This window comes from Mycobacterium sp. AT1, assembly GCF_002043095.1.
Taxonomy (GTDB): domain Bacteria; phylum Actinomycetota; class Actinomycetes; order Mycobacteriales; family Mycobacteriaceae; genus Mycobacterium.
Window position 1 is genome coordinate 37,541 of sequence record NZ_MVOC01000056.1, and the last position, 14,778, is coordinate 52,318.

Below are 14,778 nucleotides of genomic sequence, written 5' to 3' on the forward strand. Positions count from 1 at the left end.
GCGATTCCGCCCTCCGAGTAACCGGCACTTGTCACCCGCTTCCAGGGTGATATTGGGTGGACGACCAGCGCATAATTGATCGCGATGACCGGACCCACTTCGCAGCCCCGCCATCCCGTGATTCTGACCGTGGACGACGATCCCGCCGTGTCGCGCGCCGTGGCGCGCGACCTACGCCGTCATTACGGCGAGCGGTATCGCATCGTCCGCGCGGAGAGCGGGCCCGACGCGCTGGCGACCCTCAAGGAACTCAAGCTCCGCGGCGACACCGTCGCGGTGCTCGTCGCCGACTACCGGATGCCTCAGATGAGTGGCATCGAGTTCCTCGAGAAGGCGATGGACCTGTTTCCGCTGGCCAAGCGGGTGCTGCTGACTGCGTACGCCGACACTCACGCCGCCATCGACGCCATCAACGTCGTCGACCTCGACCACTACTTGCTGAAGCCTTGGGATCCGCCGGAGGAGAAGCTCTATCCGGTGATCGACGGGCTGCTCGAAGAATGGCGGGCCGTCGGCGACCGGGCGATGCCGTACACCAAGGTCATCGGGCACCGCTGGAACCAGCGGTCGTGGGAGGTCCGCCAATTCCTGGCGCGCAACCAGTTCCCGTTCCGCGCCTACATGGCCGACGAACCGAAGGGCGAGCAGCTGCTCGACGCCGCCGGCCTCGACGGCCGCGACCTGCCCGTCGTGATCACCGAGAAGGGTGAGGCGATCGTCGAGCCGACCGACGGCCAACTGGCCGAGCTGCTCGGACTGTCGACTGAACCGTCACTGCCGATGTACGACCTAGCGGTCATCGGCGGCGGTCCCGCGGGGCTGGCGTCGGCGGTGTACGGCGCCTCCGAGGGACTCGAGACCGTGCTCATCGAACGCACCACGACCGGCGGACAAGCCGGTCGCAGCTCGCGGATCGAGAACTACCTCGGCTTCCCGATCGGCGTCTCGGGAGCCGAGCTGACCAACTCCGCCCGCAGGCAGGCCGAGCGGTTCGGCGCCGAGGTCATCACCACACGCGACGTCGTCAAGCTGCACGTCGGCGAGGCCGCCCCGACCATCGAGTTCGAGGACGGCAGCACCATCGGTGCCCGCGCGGTCATCCTCGCGACCGGCGTCGAATACCAGGAACTCAAGGTCGTCGGCTGCTGGAGCGACCCCGCGGACCCGGACGGCTGCAACTACGTCGGCCGCGGCGTCTACTACGGGGCTTCGGTGTCCGACGCCGAGGAGTGTCGCGGCGAAGACGTCTACATCGTGGGCGGCGCAAACTCGGCAGGCCAGGCCGCGATGTTCATGTCCAAGACCGCCAAGTCGGTGACGCTGCTGGTGCGCGGCCCCTCGTTGGAGGCGTCGATGTCGCACTACCTGATCGAACAGATCGAGGGCAACGACAAGATCAAGGTCAGGACCTGCACCGAGGTGGTCGACACGATCGGCGAGGACGACCACCTGTCCGGGCTGGTGCTGCAGGACCGGCAGTCCGGCGAGCGCACCACGGTGCCATCGGGTCGGTTGTGCTGCTTCATCGGCGCGAGCCCGCGGACCGAATGGCTCGACGGCGTCCTCGCCCTCGACGAGCGCGGTTTCGTGCTGGCCGGGCCGGACCTGAAGGACGTCTGCGGCTGGAACCGGGAACGTCCGCCGCACCACTTGGAAACAAGTGTGCCCGGTGTGTTTGTTGCAGGAGACGTGCGCTCTGAATCCGCGAAGCGAGTGGCGGCCGCCGTCGGTGAAGGGTCGATGGCCGTGATGCTGGTGCACCGCTACCTGGCCGAAGCGTGAGTGCCGGCGCCGCCGGCGAAGCCTAGAGAGAAGGACTGTCCCCATGGGCGAAACGTGTCTGCCCGACGAGCTCCGGACGCTGTTCCTGTTCGAGAAGCTGACCGACCGTCAGCTGAGGTCGCTGTGCGACCACGGGCACCTCGCGCGGTTCGAGCCGGGTCCGATCTGCATCGAGGGCGAGGCGGCGACCTGCTTCTACGTCCTCATCGAGGGTGAGCTGGCGATGTCGAAGCGCTCCGGCGGCGCGGACATCGAAACCAACCGGACCTCGCAGCGCGGCGTCTACTGCGGTGCGTGGAGCGCCTACGTCGACGGCGTGCCCCAGGTATACGAGTCGTCGGTGCGGGTCACGAAGCCGTCGAAGTTCTTCGTCCTTGACGCGACCGCGTTCGGCGAGTTCGTCAAGACCGAGCTCCCGATGGCGGTGCACCTGCTCGAGGGTCTCAAGGTCGGCGGGCTGCGCCAGCGCCAAATCATCGACCAGCGGGAGAAGCTGCTCGCGCTCGGTCAGCTGTCGGCGGGCCTGACCCACCAGCTCAACAATCCGGCCGCGGCGGCCGCTCGGGCCGTCTCGGACCTGCGCGAGAAGATCGCGGGCATGCGGCACAAGCTCGCGATGCTGGCCGACGGGAAGTTCAGCCCGGAGGGTTTGCGCGTCCTGGTCACCATCCAGGAGGAGGTGGCCGAACAGGTTGCCAAGTCCAAGGCGCTTGAGTTGACGGCGCTGGAGGCCTCCGACCGCGAGGACGCGATCGGCGACTGGCTCGAGGACCACGGCATCGTCGGGGCCTGGGACTACGCCCCGACGTTCGTCGAAGCGGGTCTGGACATCGACTGGCTGGAACGCATTTCCGCCTCGGTCGACGAGGTCGACGCGACCGCGTCCCTGCAGGGCGCGATCGGGTGGCTTCGATACACCATCGACACCGAGCTCATGATGAACCAGATCGCCGAGGCAAGCAGCCGCATCTCGGCACTGCTGGCCGGCGCCAAGCAGTACTCCCAGATGGACCGCGCGCCGTACCAGAGCGCCAACGTCCACGAGCTCTTTCGCAGCACCGTCATGATGTTCGGCGAGAAGCTCGGCAAGGACAAGCCGGTGAAGCTGATCAAGGAACTCGACAAGTCGCTTCCCGAAATCCAGTGCTATCCAGGCGATCTCAACCAGGTGTGGACCAACATCATCGACAACGCGATCCAGGCGATGGGTGGACACGGCACGCTGACGCTCCGCACCTCGGCCGTCGGCGAGGACGCGATCAAGGTGGAGATCTGCGACGACGGGCCGGGCATCCCGCCCGACATCGCCGACCGCATCTTCACGCCGTTCTTCACCACCAAGGCCTTCGGCGAGGGCACCGGACTCGGACTCGACCTGGCCTGGCGCATCGTCGCCCAGAAGCACCACGGCAACATCCGCGTGGAGTCCAAGCCCGGTGACACGCGCTTCGTCATCGTGCTGCCGTTGGTGGCTCCCAAGCCGGAAGAGGCGCCGGCCGACGTCGCGGAATAGTCGCGCTGCCGAACGGGGTTGACCCCACCATGGCCAAACCAGAGCTCGGCAAGTTCGGCGTCTTCGGTCACTACCAGCAGTGGCAGCAGGTGCCACCCAAGCAGCTTCGTGAGATCGAAGCCCTCGGCTACGGCGCCATCTGGGCCGGCGGGTCGCCACCCGCCGAGCTCGACTGGGTGGATTCCATCCTCGGTGAGACCGAGAAGCTGGCGCTGGCCACTGGCATCGTCAACATCTGGACCGCCGCGGCCGGCCCCACCGCCGAGTCGTTCCACCGCATCGACGCGGCGTACCCGAACCGGTTCCTCCTCGGCATCGGCGTCGGGCACCCCGAGGCGCACACCGAGTACAAGAAGCCCTACGACGCCCTCACCGAGTATCTCGACGAGCTCGACCGATACGGCGTCCCCAAGGATCGCCGCGTCGTCGCAGCCCTCGGGCCGCAGGTGCTCAAGCTCTCGGCACGTCGTAGCGCGGGCGCACACCCGTACCTGACCACGCCCGAACACACCAGGCAGGCACGGGAACTGCTGGGCCCCGACGCGTTCATCGCACCCGAGCACAAGGTCGTCCTGACCTCGGACTCCGAACAGGCGCGCGCCGTGGGACGCAAGGCACTCGAGGTCTACTTGAACCTGGCCAACTACCTCAACAACTGGAAGCGGCTCGGCTTCACCGACGCCGACGTCGCGAAGCCCGGCAGCGACGCGCTGGTGGACGCCGTCGTCGCCCATGGCACGGTGGACGCCGTGGCCGCGCAACTCTCCGAGCACCTCGCCGCCGGGGCCGATCATGTTCCGGTTCAGGTGCTGACGGGTACAGACAAGCTGGTGCCCGCGCTCGCCGAGTTGGCTGGACCGCTGGGCCTGAAGTAGTCAACCCCAGACCAACCCCATCCGAAGGGACCGCTTCACCCATGACTGACGCAACCGATCTCAAGCCCAACCTCGGGCGCTTCGGCGTCTGGACCTTCGGGGCGGTGACCCCAGAGCAGGCCAAGGAGATCGAGAGGCTGGGGTACGGCGCCGTCTGGGTGGGCGGGTCGCCCGCCGCCGACCTGGCATTCGTCGAACCCATCCTCGAGGCGACGACGTCGTTGCAGGTGGCGACGGGCATCGTCAACGTGTGGACGGCCCCGGCCGCCGATGTGGCCGAGTCCTACCACCGCATCGAGAAGGCCCACCCCGGCCGCTTCCTGCTGGGCATCGGGATCGGGCACCCCGAACACACCGACGAGTACCGCAAGCCCTATGACGTGCTGGTCGAATACCTCGACGCGCTCGACGCCGCCAACGTTCCGACCAGCCGTCGCGTGCTCGCCGCGCTGGGCCCGAAGGTGCTCAAGCTGGCAGCCGTGCGCAGCGCAGGCGCCCATCCGTACCTGACGACGCCGGAGCACACCGCCCAGGCTCACGCACTGATCGGCAACGCGGTGTTCCTGGCTCCCGAGCACAAGGTGGTCCTCGCCAGGGATGCGGCCCAGGCCCGCGAGATCGGTCGGCAGACCGTCGAGTTCTACCTTGACCTGAGCAACTACGTGAACAACTGGAAGCGGCTGGGCTTCACCGACGCCGACGTGCAGAAGCCCGGCAGCGACAAGCTGATCGACGCGGTGGTGGCTCACGGCACGCCCGACGACGTCGCCAGGCGGCTGCAGGAGCACGTCGACGCAGGCGCCGACCACGTCTGCATTCAGGTCCTGGGCGGCGAGGACGCGCTGATTCCGACGTTGGCCGAACTGGCGGGACCGTTGGGGCTTTCGGCCAGCGAGTAGATCGGGCCACCCGCTAGGGTTTGTGACCATGCGTCTGCTGGTCACCGGGGGTGCCGGTTTCATCGGCGCGAACTTCGTCCACGCCGCCGTGCGGGAGCATCCCGACGCATCCGTGACGGTGCTCGACGCCTTGACCTACGCGGGCAGTCGCGAGTCGTTGGCGCCCGTCGCCGACGACGTCCGCCTGGTGCACGGCGACGTCGGCGACGCCGAACTGGTCGAGAAGCTGGTCGCCGAGACCGACGCCGTCGTGCACTTCGCGGCCGAGACGCACGTCGACAATTCGTTGGCCGATCCCGGGGCGTTCCTGCGCACCAACGTCGTCGGCACGTTCACCGTGCTGGAAGCCGTTCGCAGGCACGGCATTCGGCTGCACCACGTGTCCACCGACGAGGTGTACGGCGACCTGCCTCTTGACGATCCCATCCGGTTCACCGAGGCCACCCCGTACGACCCGTCGAGCCCGTATTCGGCGACCAAGGCGGCGTCGGACATGCTGGTGCGATCGTGGGTGCGGTCCTTTCGCGTGCGGGCTACGATCTCCAACTGCTCCAACAACTATGGGCCGTATCAGCACGTCGAGAAGTTCATTCCGCGGCAGATCACCAACGTCCTCACGGGGCGACGTCCGAAGCTGTACGGGTTCGGAGCCAACGTCCGCGACTGGATTCACGTCACCGACCACAACCGCGCGGTGTGGCGAATCCTGGCCGACGGCGAACTGGGGCGCACCTATCTGATCGGCGCCGACGGCGAGCGCGACAACCTCACGGTGATGCGCACCCTGCTGCGGCTGATGGGTCGCGATCCCGACGACTTCGACCACGTGACCGACCGGGCGGGCCACGATCTGCGGTACGCGATCGACTCGTCGGCGCTTCGCGACGAATTGGGCTGGACGCCGCAGCACGACGACTTCGAGTCCGGCCTCGCCGCGACGATCGCGTGGTACCGCGACAACGAATCATGGTGGGCGCAGGCGAAGGACGCGTCAGAGGCAATGTACGAGGAGCGCAACCAGTGACCTTCCGCGAGCTGTCGATTCCCGGCGCATGGGAGATCACGCCGACCGTCCGCCCCGACCCCCGCGGCCGGTTCTTCGAGTGGTTCACCGACGACGAGTTCACCGCGATGACCGGGCACTCCCTCGATCTGCGGCAGGCCAACGTGTCGGTCTCCGCGGCGGGCGTGCTGCGGGGCCTGCACTTCGCCCAGCTGCCACCGAGCCAGGCCAAGTACGTGACGTGCGTGCGGGGCGCGGTGTTCGACGTGGTCGTCGACGTCCGGGTCGGCTCGGCGACATTCGGTCAGTGGGATTCCGTGCTGCTCGACGACCGCGACCACCGGACCGTCTATCTTTCGGAGGGCTTGGCGCACGGATTCCTTGCGCTGCAAGATGATTCGACGGTGACCTACCTCTGCTCGGCGGGCTACTCCCCCACCCGCGAACACACCATCTGCCCAACCGATCCCGCAATCGGCGTTGACTGGCCGCTCGTCGACGGGGCGGTACCGAACCTCTCCGAGCGCGACGCCGCCGCCCCGACCCTCGACGACGTTCTCTCGGCAGGGCTGCTGCCCACGTGGGACGAGGCGCAGGCCTTCGTCGAGGGCCTCGGCTCCCGCCCCTAAACCCCCGCCGCCCCACCCCCGTGTGCGCACAGATCGCGATCTCACAGCACACGCGATGGCGTCGACACTTGCGAATGGTCATCCCCCATTACTAGGATGTCCTAGTAATCGAACACCGTCGAAGGGCAGCCGCCATGACCACTCAGATTCCGCACTTCGTCGACGGCCGGCGGGTCGAGGGCCGGTCCGGCCGCACCGCCGACGTCCTCAACCCCAGCACCGGCGAGGTGCAAGCCCAGGTACCGATGGCCTCCACCGCCGAGGTCGACGCCGCCGTCGAGATCGCCGTGGCGGCCCAGCGCGAGTGGGCGGCGTGGAACCCGCAGCGCCGCGCCCGGGTGATGATGAAGTTCGTCGCGCTGGTCAACGAGAACGCCAACGAACTCGCCGAACTGCTCTCCCTCGAGCACGGCAAGACCGTCGCCGACTCACTTGGCGACATCCAGCGCGGCATCGAGGTCATCGAGTTCGCCATCGGCATTCCGCACCTGCTCAAGGGCGAATACACCGAAGGCGCCGGTGGCGGCATCGACGTCTACTCGCTGCGCCAACCCCTCGGCGTCGTCGCGGGCATCACTCCGTTCAACTTCCCGGCGATGATCCCGCTGTGGAAGGCGGGCCCGGCGCTGGCGTGCGGCAACGCGTTCATCCTCAAGCCCAGCGAGCGCGACCCGTCGGTCCCGGTCCGGCTGGCCGAGCTGTTCGGAGAGGCAGGCCTGCCGAAGGGCGTCTTCCAGGTGGTGCACGGCGACAAGGAGGCCGTCGACGCCATCCTCAACAACCCCGACATCCACGCCGTCGGCTTCGTCGGCAGCTCCGACATCGCGCAGTACATCTACTCGACCGCCGCGGCCAACGGCAAGCGCGCGCAGTGCTTCGGTGGCGCCAAGAACCACATGATCGTGATGCCCGACGCCGACCTGGACCAGGCCGTCGACGCACTGATCGGCGCGGGCTACGGCAGTGCCGGCGAGCGGTGCATGGCGATCAGCGTCGCGGTCCCCGTCGGGGAAGAGACGGCAAATCGGTTGCGCGCCAGGCTCGTCGAGCGGGTCAACCAGCTTCGCGTCGGCCACAGCCTCGACCCCAAGGCGGACTACGGCCCACTGGTCACCGCCGCCGCGCTGGCCCGGGTGAAGGACTACATCGGCCAGGGCGTCGAGGCCGGCGCCGAGATCGTGGTCGACGGTCGGGAACGCGCCAGCGACGACCTCACCTTCGGTGACGCCAGCCTGGAGGGCGGTTACTTCATCGGCCCGACGCTGTTCGACCACGTGACGCCCGACATGACGATCTACACCGACGAGATCTTCGGGCCGGTGCTCTGCATCGTGCGCGCCGACACCTACGAGGAGGCGCTGGCCCTGCCGTCGGAGCACGAGTACGGCAACGGCGTGGCGATCTTCACCCGCGACGGCGACACCGCCCGTGACTTCGTCTCTCGTGTGCAGGTCGGGATGGTCGGCGTCAACGTGCCCATTCCAGTTCCGGTGGCCTACCACAGCTTTGGTGGCTGGAAGCGCTCCGGTTTCGGTGACCTCAACCAGCACGGCCCGGCCTCGATCATCTTCTACACCAAGGTCAAGACGGTCACCCAGCGCTGGCCCTCCGGCATCAAGGATGGCGCCGAGTTCTCCATCCCCACGATGAAGTAGCGCCGGTTCATGGACTACTTCGGTCTCGACCCCGACGAGCGGGTCATCGCCGAGACGGCGGCGGAGTTCGCCGACAAGCGGATCACGCCGTACGCCATGGAGTGGGACGCCACCAAGCACTTTCCGGTCGACGTCCTCCGCGCTGCCGCCGAGTTGGGCATGGCGGCGGTCTACTGCGCGGAGGACGTGGGCGGCAGTGGCCTGCGCCGCCTCGACGGCGTGCGGATCTTCGAGCAGGTGGCGACGGGCTGCCCGACTATTGCGGCGTTCCTGTCCATTCACAACATGTGCACCTGGATGGTCGACACCTACGGCACGGCCGAGCAACGAAAGGCATTGGTACCGCAGCTGGCGTCGATGGAGCTGATCGCCAGCTACTGCCTCACCGAACCCGGTGCTGGCTCGGACGCAGGCGCGTTGCGCACCAAGGCAATTCGCGACGGCGAGCACTACGTTATCGACGGCGTGAAGCAGTTCATCTCCGGAGCCGGGGTGTCCGACGTGTACGTCGTGATGGCGCGCACCGGAGGTAGTGGACCGCGCGGAATCTCCGCCTTCGTGGTGGACAAGGACACGCCCGGCGTCAGCTTCGGCGCCGACGAGGTCAAGATGGGGTGGAACGCCCAGCCCACCGCACAGGTGGTGTTCGAGGGCGTCCGGGTGCCGCTGGATGCCTTGCTCGGCGGCACCGAGGGCACTGGCTTCGGCGTCGCGATGAACGGCCTCAACGGCGGGCGCGTCAACATCGCCGCGTGCTCACTCGGTGGTGCGCAGGCCGCGTTCGACAAGGCGGTGTCCTACCTGGCCAGTCGCGAGGCGTTCGGGATGACCCTGCTCGACGAGCCGACGATCCGGTTCACGCTGGCCGACATGGCCACCAAGCTGGAGACCTCGCGAAACCTGTTGTGGCGGGCGGCATCTGCGATCGACGACGACCACCCGGACAAGGTCGAGCTGTGTGCGATGGCCAAGCGCTACGTCACCGACACGTGTTTCGACGTGGCGGATCAGGCGTTGCAGTTGCACGGCGGCTACGGCTATCTGCGCGAGTACGGCGTCGAGAAGATCGTCCGCGACCTGCGGGTGCACCGGATACTCGAGGGAACCAACGAAATCATGCGCGTCGTGATCGGGCGAGCTGTCGCGGGCGGAGCCCGCAAAACGACAGAAGCCGCCCGGGCCCGCGCGTCTTAGCTCAGGAGGTCTAGATGGCGACGATAGCGTTCTTGGGGCTGGGCAACATGGGTGGCCCGATGGCCGCCAACCTTGCCGCGGCGAACCACACGGTGCGCGGTTTCGACCTGGTGCCTGCATTGCGGGATGCCGCAGAGGCCAAGGGCGTCACCGTCTTCGACAGCGGAGCAGAGGCGGTCACCGGCGCGGACGTGGTGATCACTTCGCTGCCGAACGGTGCCATCGTCAAGGCCTGCTACGCCGAGGCGCTGCCCGCAGCCACGCCGGGCACGTTGTTCGTCGACACCTCGACCATCTCGGTCGACGACGCCCGCGCGATCAACGCCCTAGCCGAGGAACACGGCCACGAACAGGTCGACGCCCCGGTCTCCGGTGGCGTCAAGGGAGCCACTGCGGGCACGCTGGCGTTCATGGTCGGCGGGACCGACGCCGCGGTCGAGCGAGCCAGGCCGGTCCTGGAACCGATGGCGGGCAAGGTCATCCACTGTGGCGGCTCCGGAAACGGTCAGGCGGCCAAGGTGTGCAACAACATGGTTCTCGCCGTACAGCAGATCGCCGTCGGCGAGGCGTTCGTCCTCGCGGAGAAGCTCGGCCTCTCGGCCCAATCGCTGTTCGACGTGATCACCGGCGCGACGGGCAACTGCTGGTCGGTGCACACCAATTGCCCGGTGCCAGGGCCGGTTCCGACGTCACCGGCCAACAACGACTTCAAACCGGGCTTTGCGACGGCGTTGATGAACAAGGATCTCGGGCTGGCGATGGCCGCAGTGAACTCGACCGGCTCGGCGGCGCCGCTGGGTACTCACGCCGCCGAGATCTACGCCGACTTCGCCGCCGACCACGCCGACAAGGACTTCAGCGCCGTCATCGAGCTCCTACGCGGCAGCTGACCGGTTTCCCCTTGCCCACGTCTCGGCGTGCAGCCGCTGACAGTCGGTGATGCGAAGGCCCTCGTAGTCGGCGCGGGCGCCGATCACCTCGGGGTCGACGAGCACCCCGGCGAGGCCGACGGACATCGCGTCGCGCAGGCCGTCGGTCGAACCGGTGAACGCCAGTGAGTCGTGTGCGGGGGCGCCCATCTCGGCCAGCGCCATCCGGAAGGCGGCGCCAAGCGGGGCTGCCTGCGCCAGGTCGTCGGCGGTGACGACCGTCTGAACCAACCCGTCACCGACCAGTTGGCGCACCAGCGGTTCGACCCACTGCCGGCGACCGGTGCTGACGACGCCGACGGCCACCCCTGCGGTGAACCCGTCGGTGATCAGCTCGACCAGGCCGCTCCTGGCATCCAGATCGGCACCGAGCATCACCTCGTCGAGCATCCTGGACTTGGTGGCGCAGATCTGGTCGACGAGAACCCTGAGCAGGACGTCGCACTCGGTACAAATCCCCCGTGCCCGCAGCTCGGCGGCGACGCGCTGCCGTTCGTCGCGCAGCGCCAGCAGCTTGCGGTACCGAGCCGCGGACCACGTCACGGGCAGCCCGTGTGCGGCGAAGGCCGCGTTGAACGCCAGTCGACTGCCCCCGCACTCGGCGTCGGTGAGGGACTCGAGGTCGAAGACCACCGCTCGCAGCGGGTGAGGACCCGCCGCGCTGGGGCGGGACGAGTCCCACCAGAACCGGCCTGCCCGCCACGCTCTGTCCGGTATGTGCGTCATGCCAACAGAGTGGCCCACGTCACACGTCGGCCGCCTCCCCCATCCGGGGGATTGAACGGGCCAACTTGGGTTGCCAGCCAGCAGGCCGGTCCTATGCTCGTGCCATGTCGCCCCCCGCAGGCTCCCCGGTGCGGCTCGTGTTGGTCGACGACCACGAGATGGTCATCGAGGGGCTCAAGGCGATGTTGACGGCGTTCGGCGACCGCGTCGAGGTCGTCGGCCAGGCCGTTGGCGCCGAGCGTGCGATGAACGTGGTCGCCGAACTGAACCCAGACATCGTGCTGTGCGACGTGCGCATGCAGGGCAGCAGCGGACTGGATCTGTGCGCCGCCCTCCGGCAGCGGGAACCGCACCGCAAGGTCGTCATGTTGTCGGTCTACGACGACGAGCAGTACCTGTTTCAGGCGCTGCGGGTCGGGGCGGCGGGGTACCTGCTGAAGAGCATCGGCAGCGACGAGTTGGTCCGCCAGCTCGAGTTTGCACACGCCGGCGAGACCGCGATCGACCCCGGCATGGCGGCGCGGGCCGTGGACACGGCCGCCCGGCTGCAACGCGACGAGTTCTGGCCGGGCGCCAGGCAGGGGTTGACCCAGCGCGAGAGCGAAATCCTGTCCTACGTCGTCAACGGCCTGTCCAACCGCGGCATCGCGACCAAGCTGGTGATCGGCGAGGAAACCGTGAAGACCCACCTTCGCGCCATCTACCGCAAGCTCGACGTCGCCGACCGCACCGGTGCCGTCGCCACGGCGCTGCGCGAGGGGATCTACCGGTGAGGCCGGGACGGTCGTCGCCCCCGGGCGGCACCAACGCCGTCCGCGACCTCGTCGACGCCGACCGCGAGCTGGCTCTCCTGCGGGAGTTGATCCAGGCCGCCTCGAGCGGCCCCGGCGTCGAACCGTTGGCCGAGGCCGCCGCGCGGATGATCACCGCGGCGACGGGCACCGACGTGTGCTTCGTCCACGTGCTCGACGACGCCGAACAGTCCCTGACCCTGACCGGGGCGACGCCGCCGTTCGACTCCGAGGTCGGCAAGATCCGACTGCCGTTGGGCCGCGGCGTGTCCGGGTGGGTGGCGAGCCATCGCGAACCCGTGGTGATCGTCGGCGACAAGGAGTCAGATCCCCGGTATCTGCCCTTCGAGTCGTTGCGCGGCTCGGACTTCACGTCGATGGTGTCGGTACCGATGGAGACCGACCCTGGCGGGCTGGTTGGCGTGCTGAACGTGCACACCGTCGCCCGTCGGGACTTCACCGACCGCGACGTCGAACTGCTGTTGGTGATCGGCCGGCTGATCGCGGGGGCCATGCACCAGGCCAGATTGCACCGCAGGCTGGTGGCCCGCGAACGCGCGCACGAGAACTTCGTCGAGCAGGTCATCGAGGCTCAGGAGATGGAACGTCGTCGGCTCGCCGGTGACATCCACGACGGCATCTCCCAGCGGCTGGTGACGCTGTCCTACCGGCTCGACGCCGCGACCAGAGCGGTGGGCGAGGACGCCGCCGCGGCCGCCGAGCAGCTGGGCATGGCCCGCGAGTTGGTCGACCTCACGTTGGAAGAAGCGCGTGCGGCGATCGGCGGGTTGCGCCCGCCGGTCCTCGACGACCTCGGTCTCGCCGGTGGACTCGCCAGCCTGGCCAGGTCCATCCCACAGGTGGAGCTCGGCCTCTACATCGACGTCGACGTGGCCGAAACCCGGCTGCCCGACCACATCGAGATCGCGATCTACCGCATTGCGCAGGAGTGTCTGCAAAACGTCGTGAAGCACGCACACGCCAGCCACGCCAGCCTCACGTTCTCGGTGGGCGAGGACACGGCCCGGCTGGAGATCGTCGACGACGGACGCGGTTTCGACACGTTCGAGAACCCGCTCGGCGGCGACGAGATGGGTGGCTACGGGCTGCTGTCGATGGCCGAACGCGCCGAGATCGTCGGGGGCAGGCTGCACATCCGGTCCAGGCCCGGCGCGGGGACGGCGGTGACCGCGACGATCCCCTTGCCGCCCTCCCCTGCGCGAGAAGCTGCAGAGCGGCTCTAACTGCCCTCGCAGGCGTCGACGTGTTCGGCGATCGCGGCGAGCACGTCGTCGGAGGCCGCCTTGAGCACCGCCAGCCGCTCGGGTCCGACGACCTCCACGAAGAGCTCGCGCACCCGGGCCGCGTTGGCGGGGGCGGACGCGGCGATGGCGGCGCGGCCGGCGTCGGTCAGCACGACGTCCGGGTAGCGGGCGTCGGACACCTCCTTCTCGACCAGGCCACGCTTCTCCATCCGGCCCAGATGGTGTGACATCCGGCTCTTCTCCCACTGGGTGGCCCGGCCTAGCTCGAAGGCGCGCAGTCGACCACCGGGGGCCTCCGAGAGGTTGACCAGGATCTCGAAGTCGGAGTCCGACAGCCCGAAGTCGCGTTGGAGGTGCTTGACCAGGTGCCTCTCCAAGTGGTGGTGCATCTCCACGAAGCTCCGCCACGCGGACAGCTCGTCGTCGTCGAGCCCGGTCGCATCCGTCATGCCGCCACTGTAGCCCACTGGGTTGACATATCAACCCAGTGGACTATCGTTCACATCAGGTTGACACATCAACCCGATACGAGATGGGAGACGTCATGACGAACGAGAAGCTGATCGCAGTGGTCGGGGCAACGGGATCGCAGGGTGGCGGCCTGGTGCGGGCCATCCTCGACGACCCGAACCACGAGTTCCGGGTGCGGGCCCTGACCCGCAGCGCCACCTCGGAGAAGGCCCGTGCACTGGCCGAGGCGGGAGCCGAGGTGGTGGAGGCCGACCTCGACGACGGGCCGAGCATGCGCCGCGCCTTCGAGGGGGCCGACGGCGCGTTCGTGGTCACCAACTACTGGGCCGAGCGCACGCCCGAGGAGGAGGCCACCCGCACCCGCGCCGCGATGGAGCTCGCCCAGGCCGACACCGCGGCGCTGGCCGCCAAGCAGGCGGGCGTCGGCCACGTCATCTGGTCGACGCTGGAGGACACCCGGGACTTCTTCGGCATGGACGGCGGCGTTCCGGACGTCGACGGGGCCTACAAGGTGCCCCACTTCGACGCCAAGGCCGAGGCCGACGCAATGTTCCGCGAGTACGACGTCCCCACGACGTTCCTGCGCACCACGTTCTTCTTCGAGGGCTTCGCCGGGGGCCTCGGCCCATTGCGCGGCGACGACGGCAAGCTGACACTGACGCTCCCGATGGCCGATCAGTTGATGTCGGGCATCGCCGTCGGCGACATCGGCCGGACGGCACTTGGCGTCTTCCGGCGCGGCCCGGAGCTCGTCGGCGCCACGGTCGGCATCGCGGGCGATCACCTGACCGGCGAGCAGTACGCGGCGGCCCTCGGCGACGCCCTCGGCGAAGAGGTTCTCTACCGGCCGCTCGGCTGGGACGAATTCCGTGCGCAAGGGTTCCCCGGCGCCGTCGAGATGGGCAACATGTTCCAGTACTACGCCCAGAACTCGGCCCGCTTCGTCGGTGACCGTGACCTGTCGGCGGTGCGCGCGTTGAACCCCGGCCTGCTGTCGTTCCGCGACTGGCTTGCGTTGCCGGACAACGGCATTCGCACGCAATGAG

At 68.2% G+C, this 14,778-nt stretch carries 14 protein-coding genes; 12 read left to right on the forward strand and 2 right to left on the reverse strand.

Features of this window, described 5'->3' with window-relative positions:
• Nucleotides 1-84 precede the first annotated feature (84 nt).
• The 9 genes from B1790_RS24455 (at nucleotide 85) to mmsB (ending at nucleotide 10,440) form a co-directional block, all read left to right on the forward strand.
• On the forward strand, nucleotides 85-1,782 hold the full coding sequence (locus B1790_RS24455; protein WP_079925871.1) for a response regulator: 1,698 nt from the start codon (nucleotides 85-87) through the stop codon (nucleotides 1,780-1,782).
• Between the two features lie 43 nt (nucleotides 1,783-1,825).
• Nucleotides 1,826-3,295 (forward strand): ATP-binding protein, encoded by a 1,470-nt coding sequence (locus B1790_RS24460; RefSeq protein WP_079925872.1) that lies wholly within the window; start codon nucleotides 1,826-1,828, stop codon nucleotides 3,293-3,295.
• 29 nt (nucleotides 3,296-3,324) lie between these two features.
• Nucleotides 3,325-4,170, forward strand: a complete 846-nt coding sequence (locus B1790_RS24465) for an LLM class F420-dependent oxidoreductase (RefSeq protein WP_079925873.1) — start codon at nucleotides 3,325-3,327, stop codon at nucleotides 4,168-4,170.
• 41 nt (nucleotides 4,171-4,211) lie between these two features.
• Nucleotides 4,212-5,069: an LLM class F420-dependent oxidoreductase gene (locus B1790_RS24470; RefSeq protein ID WP_079925874.1), complete on the forward strand. Its 858-nt coding sequence runs from the start codon at nucleotides 4,212-4,214 to the stop codon at nucleotides 5,067-5,069.
• 28 nt (nucleotides 5,070-5,097) lie between these two features.
• The gene (gene rfbB, locus B1790_RS24475; protein ID WP_079925928.1) at nucleotides 5,098-6,093 is read left to right on the forward strand and encodes a dTDP-glucose 4,6-dehydratase; all 996 of its coding nucleotides are present in this window, start codon (nucleotides 5,098-5,100) and stop codon (nucleotides 6,091-6,093) included.
• The gene (gene rfbC, locus B1790_RS24480; RefSeq protein WP_198952111.1) at nucleotides 6,090-6,701 is read left to right on the forward strand and encodes a dTDP-4-dehydrorhamnose 3,5-epimerase; all 612 of its coding nucleotides are present in this window, start codon (nucleotides 6,090-6,092) and stop codon (nucleotides 6,699-6,701) included. Before rfbB ends, rfbC begins: the two co-directional genes overlap by 4 nt.
• Before the next feature lie 134 nt (nucleotides 6,702-6,835).
• A complete protein-coding gene (locus tag B1790_RS24485; protein ID WP_079925876.1) occupies nucleotides 6,836-8,356 on the forward strand; it encodes a CoA-acylating methylmalonate-semialdehyde dehydrogenase in 1,521 nt (506 codons plus the stop codon).
• A gap of 9 nt (nucleotides 8,357-8,365) precedes the next feature.
• Nucleotides 8,366-9,550 carry an acyl-CoA dehydrogenase family protein gene (locus tag B1790_RS24490; protein WP_079925877.1) on the forward strand — a complete coding sequence of 395 codons (1,185 nt, stop codon included), beginning with the start codon at nucleotides 8,366-8,368 and terminating at the stop codon, nucleotides 9,548-9,550.
• 14 nt (nucleotides 9,551-9,564) lie between these two features.
• Nucleotides 9,565-10,440 carry a 3-hydroxyisobutyrate dehydrogenase gene (gene mmsB / locus B1790_RS24495; protein WP_079925878.1) on the forward strand — a complete coding sequence of 292 codons (876 nt, stop codon included), beginning with the start codon at nucleotides 9,565-9,567 and terminating at the stop codon, nucleotides 10,438-10,440.
• Here the strand turns inward: mmsB and B1790_RS24500 are convergent.
• The gene (locus B1790_RS24500; protein ID WP_079925879.1) at nucleotides 10,426-11,205 is read right to left on the reverse strand and encodes an HAD family hydrolase; all 780 of its coding nucleotides are present in this window, start codon (nucleotides 11,203-11,205) and stop codon (nucleotides 10,426-10,428) included. The two genes, mmsB and B1790_RS24500, sit on opposite strands and share 15 nt — an antisense overlap.
• 104 nt (nucleotides 11,206-11,309) lie before the next feature.
• On the opposite strand from B1790_RS24500, the gene B1790_RS24505 reads away from it, so the two are divergent.
• On the forward strand, nucleotides 11,310-11,978 hold the full coding sequence (locus B1790_RS24505; RefSeq protein ID WP_079925880.1) for a response regulator transcription factor: 669 nt from the start codon (nucleotides 11,310-11,312) through the stop codon (nucleotides 11,976-11,978).
• Nucleotides 11,975-13,240: a GAF domain-containing sensor histidine kinase gene (locus B1790_RS24510; protein ID WP_079925881.1), complete on the forward strand. Its 1,266-nt coding sequence runs from the start codon at nucleotides 11,975-11,977 to the stop codon at nucleotides 13,238-13,240. The genes B1790_RS24505 and B1790_RS24510 overlap by 4 nt, the downstream gene beginning before the upstream one ends.
• Here B1790_RS24510 and B1790_RS24515 read toward each other — a convergent pair.
• Nucleotides 13,237-13,710 carry a MarR family winged helix-turn-helix transcriptional regulator gene (locus tag B1790_RS24515; protein WP_079925929.1) on the reverse strand — a complete coding sequence of 158 codons (474 nt, stop codon included), beginning with the start codon at nucleotides 13,708-13,710 and terminating at the stop codon, nucleotides 13,237-13,239. The genes B1790_RS24510 and B1790_RS24515 overlap by 4 nt on opposite strands.
• A 95-nt stretch (nucleotides 13,711-13,805) precedes the next feature.
• Here B1790_RS24515 and B1790_RS24520 point away from each other — a divergent pair, with 95 nt between their 5' ends.
• Nucleotides 13,806-14,777, forward strand: a complete 972-nt coding sequence (locus tag B1790_RS24520) for an NmrA/HSCARG family protein (protein ID WP_079925930.1) — start codon at nucleotides 13,806-13,808, stop codon at nucleotides 14,775-14,777.
• Nucleotide 14,778 lies beyond the last annotated feature (1 nt).